Origin of the sequence: Kandleria vitulina DSM 20405 (genome assembly GCF_000702065.1) — a bacterium.
GTDB classification, from domain to species: domain Bacteria; phylum Bacillota_I; class Bacilli_A; order Erysipelotrichales; family Coprobacillaceae; genus Kandleria; species Kandleria vitulina.
On sequence record NZ_JNKN01000009.1, the window covers coordinates 44,387 to 69,303 of the forward strand.

The following is a 24,917-nucleotide window of genomic DNA, read 5'->3' on the forward strand; positions in this document are numbered from 1 at the left end:
GATTATCACCTCCTATTATCTTCCATGATTGTCTTATGTTGAAGTCTATAGATGCGATCACATTGATCCAACACACTTGTACGATGTGTAGATATGATGCATGTCTTATTGGGACGTTGTTGGATGATATTTTTAAGCACTCGTTTTTCCGTTTCTTTATCTAATGCGCTAGTGGCTTCATCAAGCATTAGAATAGGTGAATCTCTAAGAATGGCTCTTGCGATAGAGATACGTTGTGCTTGTCCCATCGATATTCCTCGCCCATTATCGCCAAGTCGGCTATTAAGGCCATCTGGAAGCTGTTCTACAAACTCCCATGCACAAGATAGCTTTAATGCATCTACGATTTCTTCGTCACTGGCCTCTTCCTTGACCATTCGCATGTTCTCTGCGATTGTCCCTGAAAGAACCGTATTCCCCTGTGGTACATAGGAGAAAAGCTTTCTAAGATCAGCATTGATACTCACTTCGTGACCATCAATGCCATAAAGAAGGACTTCTCCTTCTTCAGGATGAATAAGACCCAGCAACATTCTTAATAAGGTTGTCTTCCCTTCTCCCGAAGGCCCTAAGATAGCTACAATCTCGCCTGGTCTAGCGATGAAATGACTATCCTTATAGATAACATGATCTTTTCTATATGAGAAAGTGGCATGACGCATTTCTACAGAAATGCCTTTGTCTGCCATTTTCTTCATATCTTCATAGCTTTGTGGATCATGATATTCTTTTTGCAATTCCACCAATTCTCTTACACGGTGAGCTGAAACAGCACTGTTCATCATGCTGGGGAATGTTCTTACCAATGAATTAAAATTACTAGACAAGGCACTTCTTTGTTGGAGAAAGAATGTCATATCCCCATAAAGAATCTGACCTGTCCATAAACGATAGAGGCAGTAAAAGAAGGCCACCATCGCAACGGCGGTAGAAAGAAGTGTCATCATGATATTAGCCTTGATTTCAAATTTATTATAATCAAGATTAAAGATCTTAAACTTTTTCTGCCACTCTCTTAATGTTCTTGAATAATGGTCAATAATTCCAAAAGATTTGATTGTATCAAAGTTCTCAAATGTCTCTACTTCAAAAGACATCATCTGAGAATTCAATTCCAAGACCCTCTTTCTATACTCTTTCAGCTTTCTCATGATGAATCGTGACATGACCATAAGAACAGGTGCAGATAAAAAGGCTATTAAAGCCATAATAGCATCCATTCTTACCATAACCACAAAGGTGATAATAAATGTATAGACATTAATGATAAGACTAGGAATCCACCCAATGGCATTGCTAGAAATGGTGCTGACATCAGAATTAAAACGATTCAATAGATCTCCATTTTGATATTTGTTTAAATCTTCCCATTTAGCATCAATAATCTGATCAAAGATTTCAGATTGAATATCATTGTTTACAAAAATAGAGATCTTCATAGAAATACGACTCATGACAGAGCTAAAAACCATAGAAAAAAGTGTGGAAATAAGCATAGTAATAATCAAGATCCAAAGATTTTGATATTGCTTTTCAACGATAATATTGATAAGCATACGACTTATATACGAGGCTCCTAATGATAAGGTAGAACTGAATATTCCTAAAAAAGTATAGAAAACAATAATCCAACGATATCTTTTGGAAAAAGAAAAAATCCATTTCCAATCGTCAATGAATTCAGAAAAAGTTCCATCGTCAATCTTGTCCATCAACAATTGAACAGCCCCACTTTGAATAAACTTATTCACACCTGAGTATTTCTTTTTTTCCATACCTCATTCCCCCTATAAGAAAAAGATTGGAAGTGAGTAGCCTTCCTAATCTTTTAAAGCATTCATTTAATAATCGCCATGTGATGCGTCGGGAGCTTCATTCCACCAAGACCAATCGCTATGTCCATCATAAATATAAGCACTATAGCCAGTAGATGATCCATCATAGGTAATACCACTTGTATATTGTGTAGTCCCCCCGTTATGTTTTAATTCTGTGTTGCTACCAAGTTCAGCAACAGGTGTGTTAGTGTTAGAATTATAATCATAAACAAAATAACTATTGTTTTGATTATTGCGATGCAAAATTCTATCTCCTGTTTGCAACGAATTAACTGTACAATTTATAACACCACTTGTAGCAATTACGTCTTCAGCATCGAATCGTACGATTTCAATATATGGTTTGTTCATTTTCATAAATAAACCTCCTTCTAAAAATTACCTATAGGTTTTTGATTTATTGTTCATGATCTACTCCTCATTAAACAACCGTTTGTTAAAAATATAACTAAACTATGACTTAAATGTAACATTAAACGCTTACATTGTCAAATTATCATCAATTTATCAAAAAATCATTCAATAGAAAAACGAATCTCTCGATTCGTTTGGATTATCTCTTTAATTTTTTATAAATCATATAGCCAAGGACAATACCTAAAGTATTGTGTATCATATCATCAATCTCAAACCAGCCTTTCATAAAGATAAACTGAGAACATTCTATACTCAATGAAAAAAGAAAACCAAACAGTGCAACTGCACTGTTTGTCTTAAGTCTTGTTGCTAAGGGGAGAAGAAATCCCAAAGGCATCATCATGACAATATTGATGATCACTTCAAGAAATAGTTCCCTACTTCCTTGAAAGATGACAGGATAAGACCATAGTGGTATGAGCTTTACCATTCTTATAGTACTATGTCGATCTAATAGAGTAAGGCATAGCACTAAATACATGTACATAATTATCAAATATAATAGAATGCATTTCTTAAACGATAAGTGCTTTCTATATTGAAATAAACAAACACACATCAATACCACTATGCTCACTATAAGCGAGCGTAGTGGATTGATGGACATAGCTAATTCTGATAACGAATAGACATACTCCATTTTTAACTCCTTCTATATTTCCTCTACAAAAAAACATTCAAAAAAAGAATTAATTTCTTTCTCTACACACTTTGAGTAATCACATTTTTTTATTTGTTGGCGAAACCAGTAAATGATATCATTACGCTCTTTCTTTGATGCAAAATTATAACAGGTAAGCCAATCTTTTGTCACAATAGTCATGTATTCAATAAATCGTTTATTATTATCTAAGAGATCTAATTCATCAGCAATCAATAATACATAATTAATAAGATCAAAAGCATCTAAAGGATTCTGTTCATCAAAAATGAGATTTTCTACAGTATCATATAGATAGTGATCATATAAACGGTTATAAAGCCACACATTGTCACCAGTCTTGATATCTTTTTCAATTTGTTGAGCATAGATATCTAACATGAATACATTCTGATGCCTTTTCTCCCACTCATATAAAAGTGCTGCCATATGTTTGCAATTAAAAGCTTGTCTGGCATAAGGACAATCACAAGTCATGCTTGTAACTTTCCCATTGGCATATGAAATGCTCACATGATAAATTCGACTTCCTTTTACTTCACCGATAATTTTGCCATTCTCTTCTGCAATCTTTATAACCTTTCCTCTTCTTGCGTAATTTTTTCCCCTATTTTTTATAGTCTGCGTAAACATTCTTTTCCATTTCATATCAAATACCCTCTAAAATTTATTATACAGGGTTTAATACTTTTGTCTAATTTCTTTATCATTTTAAAAAGAGTCAGAATGATTCTGGCTCTTATTTAAATAGTTGTGCTGTGATCAAATGTCTATATCTTCTTCTTATCTGTAAAGAGATAATCAATAGAATAATAGAAAGAATAGATATAATACAACCAAGCTTAAAACCTGGTGTGGTATATCTTAGTTCAATGTTATGATGTCCTTTTTCAAGATAAGTCCCAATAAACATACCATTTGTCTTATAGGATGGGACTTTCTTGCCATCTACATAGATTGTCCATCCTGATGAATAAGGGACTGTCATATTCAATAGTTTCTTATCACTTACAGTAATATCACCCTTAATGATATTGTTATCGATGGAAATATTCTGTAAAGTCTCCTTACCCAATGCTTCCAATCTTTCTTTTGTATGGACATGAGGTACATTGTAGACTTTCATCTGATCAAGCTTATAGATGCCCTTCTTATCTAAAGTCAGTGTAATGGACTGTTTACCTGTCTTAAAAGAAGACATCCCCACTGTATAGAACTTTCTCTTGATATATCGACTATTGTACTTTGTTCTATAGCTTATATATCTCTTTGCTTTATTGCTGCCGTGTAAACGAAGAGTAGAAGACTTGATTCTCTTCTCACGATAAGAAATCTTCTTATCTTCAATTCCTAATACTTTAGGTAATCCTTCATCTTCTTTAGTAAAAGATTTCATTGAGAAATCTTCTACAGTAAAGTAGATGTCATTATCTTCTGGTGCATCAAAAATCAATTTGATTTTTGATTTCCCAGTAGAAATATATGTCCCATCATAGTATGTCAACGTGTCAGGTGTTAAGTTCTCTATCTTCACAGGAAGTTCCTGTTCAGGAAGATCGATATGTTCACTCTTGATTTTAGCATCCTTGTCATCTACTAAAGCAGACTGCAATAAGGCCTGCGATCTTGTTAACACATTGATCTTTTCATAGTCTGATTTCTTGATGACTGATGAATAAGTAAACCCAAGTGGCAATGCATACTTGTTGACGTAGACATCATATCGAAATGATGAAAGCTTATCCGAGCGTTCATAGCCATATGGTGGTATCGTCACGGAATTCTTTTTTCCGATAAGATACTTTACACCAAACAGATTAGCCACAGCACTACGTCCTTCTAAGAAGTTAATACGGTGAGTTACATTGTTGGTGTATCCCAATGATTCTAGGAAAAGATAAGAATCTCCTGGCAACAATGAAAGATAAGTCATGATTGATGACTGATTGGTATTCATTGTACGATTATATTTCTTTGTGAAGTTTACATAATCAAAACGGTAGTTTTGATTATGTGGCAATAACTTGAAGTTTTCATTAAGGATTAGATCCTTTTCCACATGTCCATATTTAAGATATTCTTTGGAATATCCACCAAAATTCTTATTGTAGAAGAAGGCTCCATTAAGTGCCACATTGGCAGCGACAATAAGTGTCATCAATGGGAACATATTCTTCTTTATTGATTTTACATAAAGTACTATCAATAATGAACACATACAGACAATAGTAATGATTATTGCCCACAGCTTGCTGGCATCCTTGGTGAAGAATACAAACATAAATGAGAAGAGCACATAACAGGAAGATAAGACAAAGACACCTATCGCTCTCTTCTTATCTTCCAAGAGATTCTCAAGATCTGGATAGATCTTCGCTAACATTGTACCAATGGCCAATGCGCAGACGAACGTCCAGCGATTAGCTACATAAGATAATCCATTGAAGAATGATCCAAAGAATGGGAAAAGCAAGAATAGCAACATAAGTATAAGCGTTACTTTCTCTCTAATATACTTCTTCCCTGATACGACAATGACATTAATGACAATAATCGCAATAGCGGAAAGTGACAGTCTTACCCAATCTGGTGCCAGATAAGAGGAACCAAACGATAAGAACAGATCACGATAGTAGTTCCAAGTGTAGACAAGTGGCACGAACGACTTCTCAGCAGCTCTCGCTGAAGAGAAGAAGAGATAGACTACCGGCAAGAAGATAATACATGAAATCCCCACACCAATAAGGGCATACCACACACATTTCGCTACACTGTAGAATACATATTTTACAGTTAAGTTCTCATGTCCTAATATCGATACAATCGCATAGAGGACGGTAAAGATAACCAACATGTAGAAGAAGTAGAAGTTGCTTAATAATGACAACGCAACAACCATACAGAAAAACCAAGGAGACTTACGATCTAGAATACGATCTACTCCTAAACAATATAACGGGAAATAGACAAGCGTATTTAAGAAATAGGGATGCTTAATACAATAGATGGAGAAACCTGAAAAGCAATAAACAATCGTACCAAGAAGGATCCCCTTCTTGCTACGATTGTGATAGAGATTGTAAACAATAAAGGCAATCCCTGCACAATAAAGACGAACTGGTACCAATGCATTAAATGCGATTTCAGCATATCTTGTAGGAACCAATCCTGAAACTAAGGCAAAGATATCACCCACCGCATAGTAATGAATGGTAGAGATGATATCTTGGCCATAGCCAATACTTAAATCGAATGTCTTAAGGTTAAGACTATGATCTACAAAGATAGTATAAAAAAGGTGTCTTAGATAACGTCCATAGTAAGTAAAAGCATTAACATGCTGATCAATACCATCCGTATTGCCACCAGTACTCCAAATAAATGAACGTCCTCCAAGATAGAAAGCCATATAAACAACAAGTGCAATAACGATAAACAGGAAAGTGTAAGCCGCAAATAGCTGCTTTCTCTTTCCCTTCTCGCTTATCGCGGGTGTAAATAGTTTCATAGAACCCTCCCAAGAAAAAGCATATTATGCTTTTTCTTTAACAATATAGATTTGTCTCTTCTTTGTTTCTAGGTAAATCTTAGAAATATATAATCCCACAATTCCAAGACATAATAGGATCATACTTCCTAAAAGCAACATGATACTTACCATTGATGGCCATCCTGATACTGGATCACCAAATAGCATCGCTCTAATGACAATACCAAATAAGGCAATGACAGAAATGACAAAGAAAATCAATCCCAAAATAGATGAAATAAACAATGGTACTACAGAATAAGCAAGAATACCTTCAATCGAATATTTAAATAAACTAAAGAATGACCATTTTGTATTACCGGCACTTCTTTCTACATTCTCATAAGCCAACCATTTAGTCTTGAATCCTACCCAGCTAAAGATTCCTTTTGAGAATCTGTTATATTCCTGATCTTTAATAATCGCATCAACCATCTGTCTACTCATAAAGCGATAGTCTCTGGCCCCATCAACTATCTCTGTTGAAGACATCTTGTTAATAAGCTTATAGAACATTCTCGCAAAGAATGAACGAATAGGTGGTTCACCTTTTCGTGTCGATCTTTTCGTAGCAACACAATCGTAATCTTCATTTTTTACGATATTATACATTTCAGGTAGAAGATGAGGTGGATCCTGTAAATCCACATCCATAGTAACGACATAATCACCTGTCGCTAATTCTAACCCAGCATATAAACCCGCTTCTTTTCCAAAGTTTCTAGAGAACGATACATAGTGTACACGTTCATCTTCTTCATGCAATGCTTTTAATATATCTAAAGTATGGTCATGACTACCATCATCTACAAAACAAAATTCTAATTCTGCATCTAACTGCGATTCGTATTTTAATACTTCGTTATAGAAGATACGAATAGTTTCTTCTTCGTTGTAACAAGGTACAACCAATGATATTTTATCCATTTTTTCCCAAAACTCCTTTATAAGTATTGCAATAATAACACCATAAGTTTAACACTTCAATACCGTTTATGGCAATGAAATCTACTATTTTCATAATTTAATACTTATTAAATATGTGTAGTTGTTACATTTGACATTTCATTGACAAATGTACAACTTAATTCACCTTTATGAACTGAATATGAAGAAAAATAAGGAATCACTTTGCGTGATTCCTTATTTAGTACGAATTTTTCTTATTGAAGAATAAGCAGAGTAAATGTATTTTCCATTTACAATCTTATATGTACGTATTCTTACATAGTAGTATTTCTTACGAGAGAGATGTTTTAATGTTGTGGAGGTGGCCGTCTTAAACTTCTTGCTTACCGCATTTTTCATATTCTTATGCGTTGAATACTGTATTTCATAACGCGCATCCTGTTTCTTCCACTTAAGTGTGATAGCACCCTTCTTTGCTTTATGGGACTTGATCTTTGTGGCTTTTGGCACAATCTTATAAGTTCTATAAATCACACGTGTAGCGTATGGATTGTCCTGCAAGGTGATCTTGATTGTGTAGATGCCTACCTTCTTAGATTTTGGTGAGAGGTATTCTACTTTTTTAACTTTGATCTTATGTCCAAAAATGACAACACTTTTTATGCTTGGTTTTTGTACTTTCTTGTTATAAGTGAAGGAAGTACGAGACAAGCTTACACTTCCATAAGTATTGGCGTTCGCCTTGATGATGGTATAACGGATATTTTTCACTCCACTATATGTCGGTGTATTGATCGTGATTGTCATCACATATGTTCCTGGCGTCTTTGACGCTGTGTATTTGATGCTGTAAGGGAGGTACATGTTCTTATACTTAACACTGGTAACACTTGGATAGCGAATCTTTCCATTGTAACTAAATGATGTAGCATTCACACTAACATCAATATCACTATCACTTAAAGTTCGCTTCATATTCACCATATTGGATGATTTACCAGCAATCACCTTTCCCATAGGTGCTACTGCACTATTCATAGGATTAGCATTGTAGCGATGTGAACCTGATTCAAACAAGACATATAATGTGCCATCCTTTTCCACAATACCTTCTGACATGCCAGGCAATACGATTGAAGAAACAGCACTGATCTTAGAATCACTCTGCCCCACATTAGTTACAGAATAAGCATATAAACCAGACGAATTCACCCTTCCATAAGAAGAAGACACCATCAGATAAGTTATACCATCGACAGTCAAGAAGGCCGCTCCCTGCGCCTTCTTTATGACTGAATAACTTACAAAAGCATTCTCACTACCAGGATGAAATCCCTTAATAACACTATTTGATGAACTATTGAATGTACCAACATACAAATCATCATTAAAACTAGTCACAAAAGAAGCAGACGTAACACCATTAATCTTGTTCTCTCCATCATAATGATCCACTACATATTCATCATCATTATCCCAATTAAGCTGATCATGAATAGTCTTCGTATTAAGATACACAAGCTTCTGCCCACTAGAATTACCAGTATCTAGTGATATCCACAACTGACCATTCAAGCAAGTCAATCCACCTACATGATTAGTATCAGGAAGAACAATAGTCTTATACTTTCTTAACTCATCATTAAGCCTTAACACATAGATTACAGAATTATGTACCTGAATCTGTTCATTACTCTTCCCTAAGTCACTAAGATAAGCCTTTATTCCATCATATGAAGAAATATAGACATAGTTATCATCCATAGCTAACCCTTGTGGTACATCCACAATTTCATTAGTTTTAACTTCTTTGTTTACTCTTGGAACAGTTATATCTTTATCATCCTGATCAAAACGTTCAAGGTCCTTATATTTTTTCTTGGCATCCTCTTCTTTTTGATTTGCGATATGGACTTCTTCATCAGATACACTATTAACAGTAGTTGTAGGATCATCTTCAGAAGGAGATTCTACATCACTTTTCAAAAGTCCCTTTCTCTTAACTGTATCTTCTTGATTCACACTATTTTCAGAAGATACATCTTGTTTTGTATTCTTATTAGTAGAATCTTCCTGTTTAACATCTTCATTAGAAACTTCACCCTGAACAGTCTTCTTAGAAGAATCCTCCTCTGCAGTATCATTATTAGAAGTATCATTCTGAGTTGTATCTTCATCTGAAGTCTCTTCATTATTATTTAAATCATTATCCTGCTCATTATCCATCATCGTCTTCTTAATAGAATATGACTTCTCATTAGAAAAACGAATCTCTCCCATATTATTAATCAAGTTACTAAAATCAAGACGTGGATAGCGTTTCACTACTGTAGAAGCAGAAGGAACACTAATCACCCCTGAAAGAACTGTCGCTGATATATAAATAGACGTAAGTTTCTTATTCATCTCTCTCACCTCACTAGTAGCCATTATAACGTGAAAGACTAAAATAAACCATAAAAAAGAGAAATCCATCATATAGATTCCTCTTCATAACCATCACTAGTCATCATACAGATGCTTCACAAATTATAAAATGACCATAGTTTCATTCATAAAACTTTCTAATAAACAAGAAATTATTTATCAGCTTTAAACACAAAATATCTTTGACCAAAATAATTCAAGATCACAAACAATCCCATACCTACAAGCATAGATAAGTTATCCTGCAACTTAGTAGACATAGATGAAAGAACAGTTCTTACTAATGGTTTAGCAACACCGTAGGCAACTAAATAACAGATTGTAATATTAACAATAAAACGTAAAACATTCTTTACATCCTTAGACTTATTCTCAAAAGTAAAATACTTATTCAAGAAATAACTTAAGATACTACCAAATACATAGTTAGAAGCTGAAGACACCCAATATGAGAAGTGTAACAAGTTATAAGCAATAAACATAACTGCTGTACCAAAGAGTGTATTGGCTACACCGACAATAATGAATTTTAAGAATGTCTTATCAAAAAATTTATTCATACTTTTCTCCTATTAATGAAAAACAGTTCATAAGAACTGTTTACATACTTTCCATAATAAAATCTTTACTACCGCGAAGATAATCAATTCCAGAGAAGACTGAGAAGGCTGTTGCCAAGTACATTAGAATCAAGTCTACCGGAATGTGGCATACGGAAAAGATTGGATTGTTCAATAACATTAAACAGATAGCAATCATCTGTGTCATTGTTTTTGACTTACCCCAGATACTAGCCGCAATAACGACATTATTAGATGCTGCTAAGAATCTTACTGCATCTACGATTGTATCTCTTAGAATCATGATAATCAAAAGTGCTGCAGGCATCTTTTGATCAACTGTTAATAAGATCAATGCTGAATTGACAAGCATCTTATCTGCAACTGGATCGACAAACTTACCGAAAGTTGTAACAAGATTATTGGCTCTTGCAATCTTTCCATCAAGGAAATCTGTAATAGATGCGATTGCAAAAACACCAAATGCAATCAGGTCTACCAATGAAATATGTGTCCATAGGATATCAAAGACAGGTACCTGGATACCACACATTTTATAAGGGAATAAGTACACAACAATAAAAAATGGCACCATGATTAAACGTACCACTGTTAACCTATTAGGTAGATTCACGTAAATCCTTCTTTCTATTTTCAATTTGTTACTAGAGCTATATGTACTATAACAAAATTTTTTCTTTTCATCAATCAAAAAATCTTGAGAACATCATATTTGTGTAAGCTTTTTCATAATATGTTTTTTTGTTTTGTATAGACTTGTATTTCAAAAAAAATCTAGTAAACTTAAACTATGTAATTGGAGGTCGTGAAATGAAGTGTTTATTTGTCATTAACCCTGTTTCAGGAACACAAGCTTTCCATAGAAAGCTTAATTCTTTTGTAGGAACTTTAATAATGAAAACAGATGTCAATACTATTGATACATTCTTTACTAAAGGCAAAGATGATGCGTATAAGAAATGCAAGTCACTTAAAAAAGGCGACTATGATTTCATTGTATCAGTAGGTGGAGATGGAACTGTCAATGAATGTCTAGGTGGACTGATCAAATCTGGCAGTGATATTCCTATTGCCTTGATTCCAGCAGGTACTGTCAATGATTTCGCGAACTATCTTAACCTTCCTGTTAAAGTTAATGATTTCGTAGAAATGATCAATCATTTCCATACAGAAAAGATTGATGTTGGAGAAGTCCAGGGACAAGTCTTCGCCAACGTAGTTGCCGGAGGCATGTTCAGTGATATTGCTTTCCAGGTTACAAGCAAGGATAAGAACACATGGGGTCCATTAGCTTACTATATTACAGGCTTATCTCAGTTGCCTCAGCAGCTTTCTTTAAATCTTAAATTGAAGGTCACTGCTGATGGACATGAGTTTGAAGAAGAAGCTTCATTATTCTTAGTAGCCAACTCTCAGTCAGTTGGTGGCTTTAAGGGTATTACTCCTAAAGCAAGTGTACAGGATGGCAAGCTTGACTTGCTTATTATCAAGAAATCAAATGTTGCAGAACTTATCGCTTTAATGAAAGATTTAGCATTCAATGCACATCTCAATAATCCAAATATCAAATATGTGCAGGCAAAACATCTTCGTATCGAATGCGACAAGAATATTCTCTATGATGTAGATGGTGAAGAAGGAAGTACCTTCCCTCTTGAAATCAACTGTTTACCTAAAGCTGTCAACTTACTTACAAGAAATGAATAAGGCGTAGCTCAAATGAGCTACGCCTTATTTTGGCTCTATAATAAAAGTGATGCTATTCACATCACTTTTCTTTATTCCAAGTTCTTTCACTAATAATATAACGTGGACGATGTTTTACTTCCATATAGATCTTACCAATGTATTCACCAATAACACCTAATGACACAAGCTGTACACCACCTAAGAAACACATAATAGCAAGTGTACTGCTCCATCCTGTAACAGTATGACCAGTAAGATTAGAAATCACTGCCCAAATGACGCCAATAAAGCTCAATAGAGAGACGAGAAGACCAAACCATGTAATAATGCGGATTGGCTTAACACTCAAGCTTGTGATGCCATCAAACGCCAAAGAAAGCATCTTAGACAATGGGTAATGTGATTCACCGGCAATACGTTCATGTCTTTCATAGTAGACAGATGTACTTTTGAATCCTACAAGAGGAATCATTCCTCTTAAGAAAAGATTAACTTCCTTGAAGTTCGCAAATTCTTCTAGAACACGAGCAGAGATCAAGCGATAATCCGCATGATTATAGACAACTTCTGCCCCCATCATATTCAAGAACTTATAGAAGCCCTGAGCTGTTGTTCTTTTAAAGAATGTATCAGTATCTCTTGAACTTCTTACACCATAAACAACTTCACAGCCATCATGGTAGGCATCTACCATGCCTTCCATGGCTGTAATATCATCTTGTCCATCACAATCAATTGAAATCGTAATATCGAACATATCCTTGGCTTCCATTAAACCTGCTAACACCGCATTCTGATGTCCTCTGTTTCTACTTTGTGTAATGCCAATAAAATGTTCATCTTCTTTTGAAAGAGATTTAATAATTTCCCAAGTGGTATCCTTGCTTCCATCATTGACAAACATGATACGACTCTCATCACTGATTTTTCCTTTTTTTACAAGGAGATGAAGTTCATCCAAAAACATCTTTGATGTTGTAGGAAGAACTTCTTCTTCATTATAACAAGGAATAACCATACATAATCTTGTTTCCATAATGATCTCCTATCTTTTTTTGATCACTGTTCCATCATTTTTATGAATAGAATTTTCAGGTACAACGCCTCTTACACATGAAGTAGGATAGATATTAGAATGTCTTCCGATAACTGTTCCTGGATTCAATACTGAATTGCAGCCAACTTCTACATAGTCACCAAGCATTGCCCCCATCTTCTTTAATCCTGTTTCAATAGCTTCTTCACCATTTTTAACAACGATCAGTTTCTTATCAGATTTCACATTAGAAGTGATGGCACCAGCACCTGTATGAGAATAATATCCTAAGATAGAATCTCCTACATAGTTGTAATGAGGTGTCTGTACATGATCAAATAAAATGACATTCTTTAATTCAGTAGAGTTCCCTACTACACAATCAGCACCTACAAGCGCTGAACCACGTACAAAGGCACACTGTCTTACTTCACTGCGAGGACCAATAATACATGGTTCTCCAAGATAAGCTGAATCAAACACTGTAGCACTCTTATGTACCCATACATGTGGTTTTACTTCTGTGTATTCTTCCTTATCTAATGTTTCACCTAATTTATAAATAAAATCCTTGATCCCAGCTAACGCTTCCCATGGATAAGTAAACTGAGATAAATAATCTTTCGCTAAAGTGTGTTCTAAATCATAAAGATCATTAATTGTATACATAATTCTTCTCCTTAAATATTGATTTTCTGCGTACCACTATCATACTTCTTATTGTCCTTAGATACAACGTAAACTTTTACATAAACAGTTTTTGTCTTACCTTTTAGACTTGTATAATCAATGGATGCATCATATCTTCTTTTTTCTTTATGTGTCATCTTGATTGATGACTTATTTGATCCCTTTTCATCACTGGAAATTTCCATTTCCAGATGATCAATATCATTTAATGCGATATTTTCTATTGTAGACACATAAGCATAAAGCTTCTTATCATCATTAGTAACTGAGAAAGAAGCATACGGCACATTAGCATTTCGCTTTTGTGTCTGTGCCGTGACTTCTACTTTTTCAAGTTTCTGAAGCAGCGGCGATCTTCGCTTAAGTTCTTTTTGTACATAGTTGATACCGTATTTTTCAAGCAATGTCTTCTTATCTGAGAAAAGATTTGTACCTAAAGCTAATCTATCCCCTTTGATTGTAGCTCCCATCGCCGCTAATGTCGTTGGGAAATGATCAAAGGTAGAATATAGACGATAGCTATTCTGCTTTGGCTTAACTGCCGCATTAATATAGACTGAATAGACTTTTCTTTGATATGAAGAAGGGACATCATCACAGAAATGACTAGCCATCGTTGGATGATCACCTGAAATAACGATAGTTGTATCTTTATACCATGATTGTTTTTGTGCCCATTTTACAAATGCAGCGACATGTCTTGATGAACAATGCATCGCATCCGCATACTGATCACCAAACTGATTATCACAGTATTTGCATTTATAGCCATCTTCAAAATGAGTATCTACTGTTAACATCGTCATATTGAAAGGCTGACTCTTCTTGCTCATCTTGGTAATTTCGCTTCTTGCAAAATTGAACAGCTTGTGATCTTCATATCCCCAGAACACATTATAGTCCTGTGGAATCCAGCCCTGCTGTTTGGCATAAGAATAATCTTCAATGTTGTAGTTGCCATGATCTTTATAATAAAGTCTTCTTCCACCAAATGTCGCATCTGACCCAATCAATAGTGATTGATTGTATCCTTCATCTTTAAGAATATCCCCCAAGCTTCTGATACTTGGGAAGAATGTATTTTGTGTATCCAATGAAGAAGTACCAGCTGTTGGTCTTAATGGTAAGCCTGAAGACTGTCCAAACATCGCTCCCATCGTCCAAGTAGCACCTGTCAATGATACACCACCATTTAACTTACTTTCATTACCTGAGAAGTCTTCATTTTCCTGTGCCACCTTTGTCAATTCAGGAATGATATTCTGCTTAAAAGCACCACCGCTTTTTTCATCAGTATATGTCATTTCCATTGATTCCAAGAAGATGTAGATCAAGTTTCTTTTCTTAGTAAAGCTGACTTCTGTTTTATGTGGGTCAGCGTAGTTATCTTCAATAAATGAAGATGGATGAAGCTGATTATAAATATAATCACCTATTCCTAGTGTCTTATAAAACTTGTAGACACCCTTGTATCCTCCTACTGCGACACAGGCAGCTAATACTAAACAGATGGCAGGCTTTACTTTCCTGATGCGTTTAGCAATATATAAGAACACAATTGTTAATAGCGTCAATATGATGGATGGCAATAATGCTTTAAGCATATATTCATTAATCATGCCATTTCCAGTTCCTTTAATAGGAGCTGTCATTGTATAGATGAGTTCATCTACTGAAAGATGTTGCCATGTTTTTAAGCACCATCTTACACTAAAGAATATTAATAAACTGATAAACGTAATTAAAACAACTGCTATATACCCTATAATCTTTAATAGGGAATGTTGCTTTTTCTTTGTTTCTTCCATACGTTACCTCCTAAATTATTTCCATTCTACCAAAATGAGGACATAAAAAAAAGGGTATAGTCCATCAAGTATGGACTATGCCCTTTAAGATTTCTGTGAAGCAATCTCATCTACAAGCTGCATAAGCTCTCTTTCAGCTGCTGCTTCTTGTGGATATGGATAAGAGGAAACAACCTTTTCAAATTTCTTTTTTAATTGTTCTGCTTTATTTTTATTCTTTCTTCTTAGTACATTATAGGCATATAGAACACGGATAATAGATGGTTCATTTTTAAGATATTTCATAATCTTAAAAACTTCATTAATGAACTGATTCTCGATCAGATCTTCTTTATTGCTTGTAATAAGTTCTATATATGTTCTTTCTGCAATAAGAATACTGCGATGAATTGAAACAATGCCTGTATCAATGGAAAGAAGATGATCTATCAATTGCGCTGCTTCTTCAAAGCGACGTTCATCTACAAATCTATTACATTTATAGACAGCGATAGAAGACACCAATCCATTTTTCATTGATTCTTCTGAAGGAAGAGTGAACCAAGAAGATGGCATCTCTTTTAGTCTTTCACCTTGTTGCTGGCGATTACTAATATGAAGCGTTATCCAAAAGGCACGTGCTGCTTCTGGATAATGCATAATATCAAAGGCATTCATGCCATCGTTATTAATGGAATTAGTGATCATAGGCCAGCCATTAGAAAAGGCAAGAAGTATACCCATAATCAAAAAGATAAAACATATAAGTCCAAATAATGAGTTAAGTCCAACAACTAAAAGAATCAATAATGAAATGATACTTGCGAGAATGTTGAAAATAACGCCTCCGAGATTATAAAGAAGATATGGTATCTGATTATTTTCATCTAATGACGGTGGCAGCATGATGCACTGACCTGGCGCAAAGTTCACTTTATATCTTGTAAAACGAATGTGTCCATTATCATTGACCCACATGAAACTGAAGATACGAAATGAGACAAATGAATATCCTGTCAATAAACCAAAGACCATATGTCCTGCTTCATGAATGATAATATGTAAAATAAATCCAATTATGCCAAATACGGCCAAGAAGATCAGTTCAATAATTAATCTCTCAAATGGTAAAGATGATGATATGCTTGTCATATTTTTTCCAATTATTATTCCACTAAACCATCCTACCGCTAACATTAAGACAAAATCCAATATTTTTCCAGCATAGCTGATCATTTTTCTTTTTTGCATCTTTTTCTCCTATAATTAAAAAGGAATATTTCAAATGAAACATTCCTTTTTGATTATATAATATACTGTTGTGAATTTCAAATTATTTACTTTTTGATAATGTAAGTGGATATGCAAATAGAATAAAGAAGTAATAATATGTTGCAACATACTGTGCTTTTGTTTCCCACAAGATGTGGAAGAAGAAACCACCAATCATAAATAGCATCGCAAATAGTGCCATAAATGAGATGTCTTTCTTTTTAATCATGATAATAGAATAAATAAATGCCATCAAAGCGATAAAGATGTTAAAGCTTGACATAATAAATTCTAGAATACGATAGTTTCTTGTCACTTTATCTTGATAGAGTAATTTAATAAAACTGCTGTGATAAGTATTTTTCATACCACCGTGTGCACCACTCCATAATGACATAAATGTTGGATCTGTCCATGTCGTTGCGATTTTATTTCCATAGAAATTCAGTGCATAAGCTGGATCGTTCTTGAATTTTTCTAATCTTATTTTCATATCTTTTTTAGCAGCTTCTTTTGATTTTTCTTCATCTTGATTTAATGAAAGATATGTTTTTAAAGAGTAAGAATTATACCAGCCTTCTGCTCTTTTTCCATTCTGCATACCCATCGTGATCCACATAATTTTTGGAATACCCTTGCCATAATTGATACCTGAGACATGTCTATAATAAGCATTGACTCCTTTTCCTCCTATCACGTAAGCAATGACAATCATCGCGATAGCGATAAGATGACGGAAGTTTTTTTCTCGAAGAGACAAAATCAATAAAGAAAGTACGCAGGCAATAAGGGCAATTAAGTAATTGCTTCTAAGAAGAATGCCCACCGAGAGTGCGAGAGCACCGGCTAGGGCATAAGCCCACTTAGTCTTTTTTATATAGAGACTAATTAAATATAAAGCTAATACCAAGAAGAACTGACCAGGTATTTCTCCATATAGGAAACGGATAAAGAACAGCTGTGGCAGGAACATGAATCCTAATAATAAAGTATATTTTGCCTGAAGGCTGTTCTTTTCCGTATAGAGTTCCACGCTTTTAGCTAAGAAGATATTAGTAAGAATAACTTGAATAAGATTGATGTAATAAAAGAAAGTGGGATTCTTACTGATGATTCCTAACAGACTTTCATAAAGAACAAGTCCGAGCTGATGTGGATAATAGCTCAAATACTTTCCGTGTTGAAGCGCACTATAATTCCCTACGCTAAACTCCTTCATTGCCTTAAAAACAGCTCCAGCATCAGCTCTTACTGGTGCATCAATAGTGAAAATGAGTATTGAACCTAATATCAGATAGATTAATGATAAGATAATACTCATATGCTTAATAGAAATCTTCTCTAATACATTTCTTAGTGCATATAACACTAAGAATACAAAAACAACTCCTACTAGGATATAGAAAGGTTGAAGCGATAAAATCGCATGCTCGTTTCTTCCTTTTACTGTTGTCTTGAATACAAGTGTCATAAATGACATTGAAAACGTAAAGACTATAAATAGTCCCATTATCATTTTATATGAACAATGACTAAGAACTTCTCTTAGTTTTTCCAATTGCTTTTTCATAAACGGCTCCTTCCCATCACCAATTAGTATACAATAAACACATTTATTATACTATTAGTAAAAAAGGATGAAAATTGATCCATCCTTTATATATAATTATTCCTTTACTTTCCGCGATTCCCCTCGTGCTGATCCAAACTTAATAAGAATTCCCTTAACTTTAAGATCTTTAATACTCTTTTCAACCGCCGCTTAGTTATATTCATTCTCTTGCGATAGTAGCTGCAGATAATTTTCATCACCTTTTATTAATCTTAATATTTCAATTTGCGTATCGTTCAGTACTCTATCACCGAACTTTTCGGAGTTTTCACCAAACTTCTTTTCTATTTCTTTCTTATTCATTTTAAAATAATTCGAATTATATAAAGTAAGTGTGAAATCTTTATTCTGTGCTTTAAATATAGGCATCAATTCCTTTGTAGTATTCTCTTGAAATTGAGCCAAAATCTAACGATTGGGAGGTCGGTACACATAGCTCAGACGTTTTAAATATTACATTGTTATTTATTCATTAAGAAGATCTGCTAAACATTTTTTATCTTTAATTTGTTTATGCAGACTTTTATGTTTTTTAATCGCTTTTACAAGTAATTCAACATCACTAAAATACTCTCTAATAAACTCTTTATTTTTTACATATTGTAATCCCAATTTTTCTATGCAGTATTCACTTGGCTTTAATTTACTTTTATACTTCTGAAAATCTGTATATTTATCTTCATTTATTATTATTAACATCTCTATTTCTGGTGAAGTAATAACATCTATAACATTCACTTTATCTTTATAAGCCTTATCTAATTTAAATTTCTCATTAGGAGAATCTAAAATACGTAAAATAGTGAGACTCTTCTTAAAGCCTTTTCCAAGATAACGTTTTTGAAAGTTACGCGCCATTCTACATCTTATTATTTTTTCTTCAAGTAATTGTTCTCTCGAAAACTTTAATTTATTTGCATCTAAAAGAATATTCATAATCTCTTCTTCTGCTGCACCCTCACAAATACATGCATAAAAATCAGAATCCACAATAAACCACCCTCTTACATATGATTTTTAATTACTTTCATTAAACCCATATAAGAATCATATGAAGGAGCAGTACCATTAAGAAAATCACTTTTAAAAGCATCACTTTTCTTAATATCATTACGTTTTAAAGCTTCACATAACTTCTGTAGGGTAATTCCACCATGATTACGAGCTATATAGATATTATCATTTCTATCAATCTCATCTAATAATTCTGAGTAATGTGTAGAGAATACTAATGTAGCTCCTTTTTTATTAACAGATTGATTCATAAAGAATCTTAATAAGACAGCTACAATCTCTGTATTAAAATGATTTTCTATTTCATCAATAATCAAGTATCCACCTTCTTCAAAAGCAATCATCGCACTAATAAACACATTAATACCCTTAATCGTTCCTGAAGATAAGTATTTCTCTAACAGTAATGGATTAACCAATTTAATTGGTTTACGATTATAGAATTTAAGTTCCAACTCTTCTGTTTCTTTATTAAAAGATAGATATTCAATTGATGGATCTAAAAACTTTAGTAATTCCTGTGGGAAATCACCAAAAGTAACTAAGAAATTAATATTAGTAAGTCTTAATAAAGATCTAACATGTAAATTATCATTCTTACTAATTGAACTTACAATACTTACATCGTCTTGAAGATATTCATTATCTTCATCTCTTATTTTTATTAAATCACCTTCATTAAAAGTAATTAGATCTTTCTTACTTTTAACTTTATTTATATTCTTAATATAAAGCTTCTCTTCTTCCACCTCATACTTCTCTTCAATCATATTGACTCTTTTTCTCACAATTTTTGAAGAAAGTTTACAAATACCTTTTTCTTTACTATAAAAAACTGCTTCAATTACTACTTCTTTTGAATCTGTAAAAACTTCTCTTTCTTCAATATCATTAATTGACTTGCCATTTAAATAATGAAAAACAAAAGAAAGAAGCTTTAATAAACTTGTCTTACCAGATGCATTAATTCCCACAACTGATAACACATTATTTGTATAGAATTTACCAAATAAATTTGAAACCATCTCTGCATTATCACTTAATACTCTTTTTTCTGCGTAAAAATCTATATCCACTTTATTTTTAAATAGATTTATGCCCTCTACACTAACCCTAATAATCTTCATTTTATCCACCTCTTCAATAATACAATAACACTAATAGTAATCTTTTTCAATATATTTAAACGTAATGTACGTTTAAATATATCATTAAACCATAAACTTAAGATTTAATAAAATAAATAAACGTAATTTATGTTTATAAAGAAAAACGCCTGAGCATTAGCTCAGACGTTTTAACTATTTGATTGGTACTTCAATCTGTGCAGATTTATATTTACCATTTTCCTGTGTTGTTACATACACAGTGACATAAACTTTGTTTGTGAACTTATTTAAGATTGAAGAAACATTAACTGTAGACTTATAAGTACCATCACTTTGTTTCTCCATTACGTTATTCATACCATAAGCTCCATCTTGACGGTAGCTGGCATTGACTAGAACTTCAGTAATATGAAGATTCTTAGGATTCTTGATCTTAGTAACGTATGTATTAATTGTTTCACTATTACGCTTATACGGATCAGCTTTAATTGTGACAAGTGGTATCTGTCCTTCTTTTAATAGCTGACGCGCACTCTTGGCTCTTACATCCTGAAGTTTATCCATAAATGCAGATTTCTTCTTAATTTCTTCATCGACATGATTTAATGAATACTTTTCAAGTAACGTTTTCTCTTTAGAGAAAAGGTTAACTCCAAGTCCTAACTTATTGCCAGGAATCTTAACTCCCATAGCAGCTAATGTCGTTGGGAAGTTATCTAAAGTAGCATAATTACGATTGTTTGTTGTTTCTCTTTTAGCATCCGCATTAATATAGGCTGTATAGACCTTACGATCTTTCCATTCTGTATTACCATTGATACCACCGTTCATTGTAGGATGATCTCCTGATAATACGATAGTAGTATCTTTATACCAGCTTTGAGACTGACACCATTTAATAAAGGCTGAAACCTGTCTACTTGAACATGCCATAACATTCTCATACTGTGATGGGAACTTATCTTCACATAAATGACATTTATATCCATCAATGAAATGTGTATCTACTGTAAGCATTGTAAAGTTGAATGGCTTATCATCTTTACTTAATGAAGATAACTGTCTTTTTGCAAAAGAGAATAGCTTTTCATCTTCATAACCCCAGAATACCTTATAATCCTGATCGATAAGCTTTTCTCTCTTAGCCCAGTTGTAGTCATCAATCTGATAGTTACCATGTGAATTAAAGTATTTGTCTCTTCCACCAAATGATGCATCTGAACCAATCATGAATGCTTGGTTATATCCTTGATCTTTAAGAATATCACCTAATGTAGTAACTCCATCAAAGAATGATGTCTGATCACTCATTTCATTATTCTTGATATTAGTCTTTAAAGGCAAGCCAGAAGTTGCCGCAAAGATTCCACCCATTGTGAAAGTTGTACCTGAAACAGAATGTGAACCATTGATCTTTGTTTTAGAATTAGAGAAAGATTCATTCTGTTGAGCAATCTTAGTTAATTCAGGAATAAGATTCTGTTTATGTGTTCCTCCTACTGATGGATCAGTATATGTCTGTTCCATTGATTCAAGGTAAACATAAATAAGATTTCTTTTCTTCTGTGGGAACTGTAAGTCCACTTTACTTGGATCTACATAATTATCTTTAATAAATGTAGATGGATGAGTCATGTTATAAAGATAATCTCCGACATTTAATGTCGTCCAGAAATTATAGACTCCCTTGTAGCCACCTACAAATAAGCAAGCTACCACAATAATGATAATGGCTGGCTTGATTTTCTTAATACGTTTAGCAATATATAAGAACACAATTGTCAATAACCCTGCCACAATTGCAGGTGCTAAACATTTTAATAAGTACTCACCAATCATTCCTTGTCCTGTACCTGTAATTGGTGCTGTTAAAGTGTAGACAAGTTCTTCCATTGTTAATCTCTGCCAAGTACTAAAACACCATCTAACACTTAACCCAATAAGAACACTTAGGAATGCAAAAAATACAAGAAGAACATATCCTAACACTCTTAATTTAGGATGCCCCTGTTTTACTTCTTTTTGTTCTGACGTTTTTTCTAAATTATCCATGTCCCGCTATTCCTTCCTTCTAACTTGATCATAAAGAACGATATACCTTCCCATGTAACGCCTTTATAGTACTCAAAAACATATAGATAATACCAAATCAACCCTTTTTAGTCAAATGACTTCCTACAAATGAAGCATCCTGCTTCTTTTGTAATATGCATTTTACCTGTCTGTTTCATCTTATTATGAATCATTCTTAAGAATGATTCATAATCTTTAGAAATATATTCCAGCTGATTACCATGACAGGAAAGAATATAGTTAGTGAGATCATCACTGTCAGTGACTTCTAGTGAATCTTCATGTCTATGCATTTCTACATCATCAAAGTATTGTGAAAGAATCTCTTTCCCATTTTCTAATCCAAACTTTTCATATAGTTTATTCTTAGATAAGTTGATCTTCTGATTAAAAGACTTTACTAAATCCGTAATCTCCTTCATATGATGTGAACCATACGTTGAACAGACAAAAAGGCCACCTTTGCTTAATACTCTCTTGATTTCCTTTAATGCCTGATTTACATCTTCAACATAGAAAAGCATATGGTTCGCAATAATCAGATCCACGCTTTCATCTTCTAGTAGAAGATGTTCACAGTTCATCTTCTTATAATCAATATTGCCAATAGTAAAAAGGTTGCTTCTTGCATCTTCTAGCATTCCCTTTGAAACATCAGTTAAAAGGATATTAGAAGTCAAAGGAATCTTATCCTTGTTTTCAATCCACAATTGTCCATTGCCACATCCTAATTCTAGAATATTTTTATGATGCATTATATCATACTGATCAAAGAGCCAAGTAAACCATGAGACTTTACTTGTAGAATACTTTTCATGTAGACGAATTCTTATTTCCACATTAGAGGCATTACGATATTGTTCCACAATATCGTCTCCTGCCTGTGATAAAGAAATCAAATGAACAAGCTTATTCCATTCTAAATGATCATGTTCATTAAGATACTCATCTACTTCTTCTATCGAAGAAAGAATCGCTTCATAATGCTGGATCTTCTTATGAATCATTTTCTTCTGAAGAGAAAATGATTCTTTTAATGAAGAGACATCATTACGCAGTGTCATTGAGAAGATTTCTTCAAGAGAAAAGCCAAGATTCTTTAAAGAAAGAATCTGCTGGAGCTTGACGAAATCATCATCGGAATAATAACGATATCCTTTCTCACTGATATGATGTGGCTTCAATAAACCTTGCTTATCATAATAGCGAATTGTACGGTTTGAAACATTGGCCATCTTGGCAAACTGTCCGGTTGTATAATATTTCTTTTCCATATTCCTTATTCTAATACATTACATCATGAATTTCATCTTTCTTTATCGGTTTTTCTGATTGTTCCAATAGGCATCTCTTAACACATTGACATTTTTCTTTACCTCACTATAAAGCTTATCGTCATAGCCAATAAGTGGATAAAGATTTAAATAGGACATACGATCAAGAAGGCGAATCATCATATGTTTGACATCACCGTTTTCTAATGAAAGAGCAGTATGTTCATAACCTCCTCCATCAAAGATCATCACTTCATCCACAAAGTAAATTGTACGCATAAAGCCTAAGCTTCTACGTCGATATTTTCTATAATCAAAGACCCAGGCAATATCCTTATAGCGTAGAATAGTTAATCCTTCACTACTTGGAAAGACAATATATTCATCTAGAAGTACACAGCTTTCTATACGTTCACCGTGTGTTAGCTCCTGATCGACTGCTCTTCTTTCTTCTTCACTCAACACATTCCATGTATAAGGATTTAATCTTTTACTATTGCGGTATCCCCTAACCATAAGAACACCAATAATAAAGATGGTTAGCCCCAATAAAAATGAAATAATCAGTTCACCTATTCTATATGCGTTATCTCCTACAATATAGATAACACTCTATACCATGATATATAATCCCAACAATGTAAATAAGTACACAAAGATATTTGATTTAGATTTAATTAAAGATAGTTCTTTCTCAATATTTGGATACATGTTCGTCCTCCCAACCAAAAAGGGGCTGACCCGGATAGATAATCTGGATTAGTTTTCAAAAATAAAATGCGCCGGATAATTCCGACGCATTTTTTGGTATAATGTAATTATGAAAACCACAACATTATACCAAAAAAATTATAGCGCATTTCAGACCTATGCGCTACTGGATTTTAACATTAATTTTGAGAATGATGTGCCTAGTGACGATATTGCACGTACTGTCATTGAGATTACGGAAAGGATGAACATTGGAAAGTATGTTGATCTCAGCAGTCGCAGATTGCA

At 33.6% G+C, this 24,917-nt stretch carries 20 protein-coding genes; 1 reads left to right on the top strand and 19 read right to left on the bottom strand.

Features of this window, described 5'->3' with window-relative positions:
* Positions 1-5: 5 nt before the first annotated feature.
* The 9 genes from T513_RS0104180 to pgsA all read right to left on the bottom strand — a co-directional run bounded on the left by T513_RS0104180 (position 6) and on the right by pgsA (position 10,975).
* Positions 6-1,775: an ABC transporter ATP-binding protein gene (locus T513_RS0104180; protein WP_051654382.1), complete on the bottom strand. Its 1,770-nt coding sequence runs from the start codon at positions 1,773-1,775 to the stop codon at positions 6-8.
* A 66-nt stretch (positions 1,776-1,841) separates the two neighbouring features.
* Entirely contained in the window at positions 1,842-2,195 is a 354-nt protein-coding gene (locus T513_RS0104185) for a hypothetical protein (RefSeq protein WP_031589079.1), read from the bottom strand.
* Between the two features lie 196 nt (positions 2,196-2,391).
* The gene (locus T513_RS11695; RefSeq protein WP_051654383.1) at positions 2,392-2,895 is read right to left on the bottom strand and encodes a VanZ family protein; all 504 of its coding nucleotides are present in this window, start codon (positions 2,893-2,895) and stop codon (positions 2,392-2,394) included.
* A gap of 12 nt (positions 2,896-2,907) precedes the next feature.
* Complete coding sequence (locus T513_RS0104195; protein WP_031589081.1) at positions 2,908-3,564, bottom strand: SWIM zinc finger family protein; 657 nt, start codon at positions 3,562-3,564, stop codon at positions 2,908-2,910.
* 91 nt (positions 3,565-3,655) lie between these two features.
* Positions 3,656-6,424: a YfhO family protein gene (locus tag T513_RS0104200; RefSeq protein ID WP_031589083.1), complete on the bottom strand. Its 2,769-nt coding sequence runs from the start codon at positions 6,422-6,424 to the stop codon at positions 3,656-3,658.
* Between the two features lie 24 nt (positions 6,425-6,448).
* Positions 6,449-7,372, bottom strand: coding sequence for a glycosyltransferase family 2 protein (locus T513_RS0104205; protein WP_031589084.1), 924 nt, complete (start codon positions 7,370-7,372; stop codon positions 6,449-6,451).
* A gap of 216 nt (positions 7,373-7,588) precedes the next feature.
* Entirely contained in the window at positions 7,589-9,760 is a 2,172-nt protein-coding gene (locus T513_RS0104210) for a hypothetical protein (protein ID WP_031589085.1), read from the bottom strand.
* A gap of 173 nt (positions 9,761-9,933) precedes the next feature.
* The gene (locus tag T513_RS0104215; RefSeq protein ID WP_029071256.1) at positions 9,934-10,341 is read right to left on the bottom strand and encodes a GtrA family protein; all 408 of its coding nucleotides are present in this window, start codon (positions 10,339-10,341) and stop codon (positions 9,934-9,936) included.
* Between the two features lie 40 nt (positions 10,342-10,381).
* The gene (pgsA, locus tag T513_RS0104220) at positions 10,382-10,975 is read right to left on the bottom strand and encodes a CDP-diacylglycerol--glycerol-3-phosphate 3-phosphatidyltransferase (protein ID WP_029071255.1); all 594 of its coding nucleotides are present in this window, start codon (positions 10,973-10,975) and stop codon (positions 10,382-10,384) included.
* A 197-nt stretch (positions 10,976-11,172) separates the two neighbouring features.
* Between pgsA and T513_RS0104225 the strand changes: the two genes are divergently transcribed.
* Positions 11,173-12,069, top strand: a complete 897-nt coding sequence (locus T513_RS0104225) for a diacylglycerol/lipid kinase family protein (RefSeq protein ID WP_031589086.1) — start codon at positions 11,173-11,175, stop codon at positions 12,067-12,069.
* Between the two features lie 61 nt (positions 12,070-12,130).
* Here T513_RS0104225 and T513_RS0104230 read toward each other — a convergent pair whose 3' ends face one another.
* The 10 genes from T513_RS0104230 to T513_RS0104280 form a co-directional block, all read right to left on the bottom strand.
* Positions 12,131-13,087, bottom strand: coding sequence for a glycosyltransferase family 2 protein (locus T513_RS0104230; RefSeq protein ID WP_029071253.1), 957 nt, complete (start codon positions 13,085-13,087; stop codon positions 12,131-12,133).
* A gap of 9 nt (positions 13,088-13,096) precedes the next feature.
* Positions 13,097-13,756 carry an LbetaH domain-containing protein gene (locus tag T513_RS0104235; RefSeq protein ID WP_031589091.1) on the bottom strand — a complete coding sequence of 220 codons (660 nt, stop codon included), beginning with the start codon at positions 13,754-13,756 and terminating at the stop codon, positions 13,097-13,099.
* 11 nt (positions 13,757-13,767) lie between these two features.
* Positions 13,768-15,585 carry an LTA synthase family protein gene (locus T513_RS0104240; protein WP_031589092.1) on the bottom strand — a complete coding sequence of 606 codons (1,818 nt, stop codon included), beginning with the start codon at positions 15,583-15,585 and terminating at the stop codon, positions 13,768-13,770.
* 84 nt (positions 15,586-15,669) lie between these two features.
* Positions 15,670-16,815, bottom strand: a complete 1,146-nt coding sequence (locus tag T513_RS0104245) for a site-2 protease family protein (protein ID WP_031589094.1) — start codon at positions 16,813-16,815, stop codon at positions 15,670-15,672.
* A gap of 82 nt (positions 16,816-16,897) precedes the next feature.
* Positions 16,898-18,406 (bottom strand): hypothetical protein, encoded by a 1,509-nt coding sequence (locus T513_RS0104250; protein ID WP_031589095.1) that lies wholly within the window; start codon positions 18,404-18,406, stop codon positions 16,898-16,900.
* 507 nt (positions 18,407-18,913) lie between these two features.
* Positions 18,914-19,438 (bottom strand): hypothetical protein, encoded by a 525-nt coding sequence (locus tag T513_RS0104260; protein WP_201783588.1) that lies wholly within the window; start codon positions 19,436-19,438, stop codon positions 18,914-18,916.
* Between the two features lie 14 nt (positions 19,439-19,452).
* Positions 19,453-20,589 (bottom strand): AAA family ATPase, encoded by a 1,137-nt coding sequence (locus T513_RS0104265; RefSeq protein WP_031589098.1) that lies wholly within the window; start codon positions 20,587-20,589, stop codon positions 19,453-19,455.
* Positions 20,590-20,763: 174 nt separating this feature from the next.
* Entirely contained in the window at positions 20,764-22,623 is a 1,860-nt protein-coding gene (locus T513_RS0104270) for an LTA synthase family protein (RefSeq protein ID WP_051654384.1), read from the bottom strand.
* 107 nt (positions 22,624-22,730) lie between these two features.
* Complete coding sequence (locus T513_RS0104275) at positions 22,731-23,918, bottom strand: MerR family transcriptional regulator (RefSeq protein WP_031589101.1); 1,188 nt, start codon at positions 23,916-23,918, stop codon at positions 22,731-22,733.
* Positions 23,919-23,960: 42 nt separating this feature from the next.
* Entirely contained in the window at positions 23,961-24,434 is a 474-nt protein-coding gene (locus T513_RS0104280) for a hypothetical protein (RefSeq protein ID WP_035876621.1), read from the bottom strand.
* Positions 24,435-24,917 lie beyond the last annotated feature (483 nt).

Excerpts from the sequence above, each read along its gene's own strand:
- T513_RS0104235 (WP_031589091.1), bottom strand. The coding sequence starts at position 13,756 with ATGTATACAATTAATGATCTTTATGATTTAGAACACACTTTAGCGAAA.
- T513_RS0104185 (WP_031589079.1), bottom strand. The coding sequence starts at position 2,195 with ATGAAAATGAACAAACCATATATTGAAATCGTACGATTCGATGCTGAA.
- T513_RS0104265 (WP_031589098.1), bottom strand. The coding sequence starts at position 20,589 with ATGAAGATTATTAGGGTTAGTGTAGAGGGCATAAATCTATTTAAAAAT.
- T513_RS0104205 (WP_031589084.1), bottom strand. The coding sequence starts at position 7,372 with ATGGATAAAATATCATTGGTTGTACCTTGTTACAACGAAGAAGAAACT.
- T513_RS0104215 (WP_029071256.1), bottom strand. The coding sequence starts at position 10,341 with ATGAATAAATTTTTTGATAAGACATTCTTAAAATTCATTATTGTCGGT.
- T513_RS0104240 (WP_031589092.1), bottom strand. The coding sequence starts at position 15,585 with ATGGAAGAAACAAAGAAAAAGCAACATTCCCTATTAAAGATTATAGGG.
- T513_RS0104230 (WP_029071253.1), bottom strand. The coding sequence starts at position 13,087 with ATGGAAACAAGATTATGTATGGTTATTCCTTGTTATAATGAAGAAGAA.
- T513_RS0104210 (WP_031589085.1), bottom strand. The coding sequence starts at position 9,760 with ATGAATAAGAAACTTACGTCTATTTATATATCAGCGACAGTTCTTTCA.
- T513_RS0104180 (WP_051654382.1), bottom strand. The coding sequence starts at position 1,775 with ATGGAAAAAAAGAAATACTCAGGTGTGAATAAGTTTATTCAAAGTGGG.
- T513_RS0104280 (WP_035876621.1), bottom strand. The coding sequence starts at position 24,434 with ATGGTTAGGGGATACCGCAATAGTAAAAGATTAAATCCTTATACATGG.
- T513_RS11695 (WP_051654383.1), bottom strand. The coding sequence starts at position 2,895 with ATGGAGTATGTCTATTCGTTATCAGAATTAGCTATGTCCATCAATCCA.
- T513_RS0104225 (WP_031589086.1), top strand. The coding sequence starts at position 11,173 with ATGAAGTGTTTATTTGTCATTAACCCTGTTTCAGGAACACAAGCTTTC.
- T513_RS0104275 (WP_031589101.1), bottom strand. The coding sequence starts at position 23,918 with ATGGAAAAGAAATATTATACAACCGGACAGTTTGCCAAGATGGCCAAT.
- T513_RS0104245 (WP_031589094.1), bottom strand. The coding sequence starts at position 16,815 with ATGCAAAAAAGAAAAATGATCAGCTATGCTGGAAAAATATTGGATTTT.
- T513_RS0104270 (WP_051654384.1), bottom strand. The coding sequence starts at position 22,623 with ATGGATAATTTAGAAAAAACGTCAGAACAAAAAGAAGTAAAACAGGGG.
- T513_RS0104200 (WP_031589083.1), bottom strand. The coding sequence starts at position 6,424 with ATGAAACTATTTACACCCGCGATAAGCGAGAAGGGAAAGAGAAAGCAG.
- T513_RS0104250 (WP_031589095.1), bottom strand. The coding sequence starts at position 18,406 with ATGAAAAAGCAATTGGAAAAACTAAGAGAAGTTCTTAGTCATTGTTCA.
- T513_RS0104195 (WP_031589081.1), bottom strand. The coding sequence starts at position 3,564 with ATGAAATGGAAAAGAATGTTTACGCAGACTATAAAAAATAGGGGAAAA.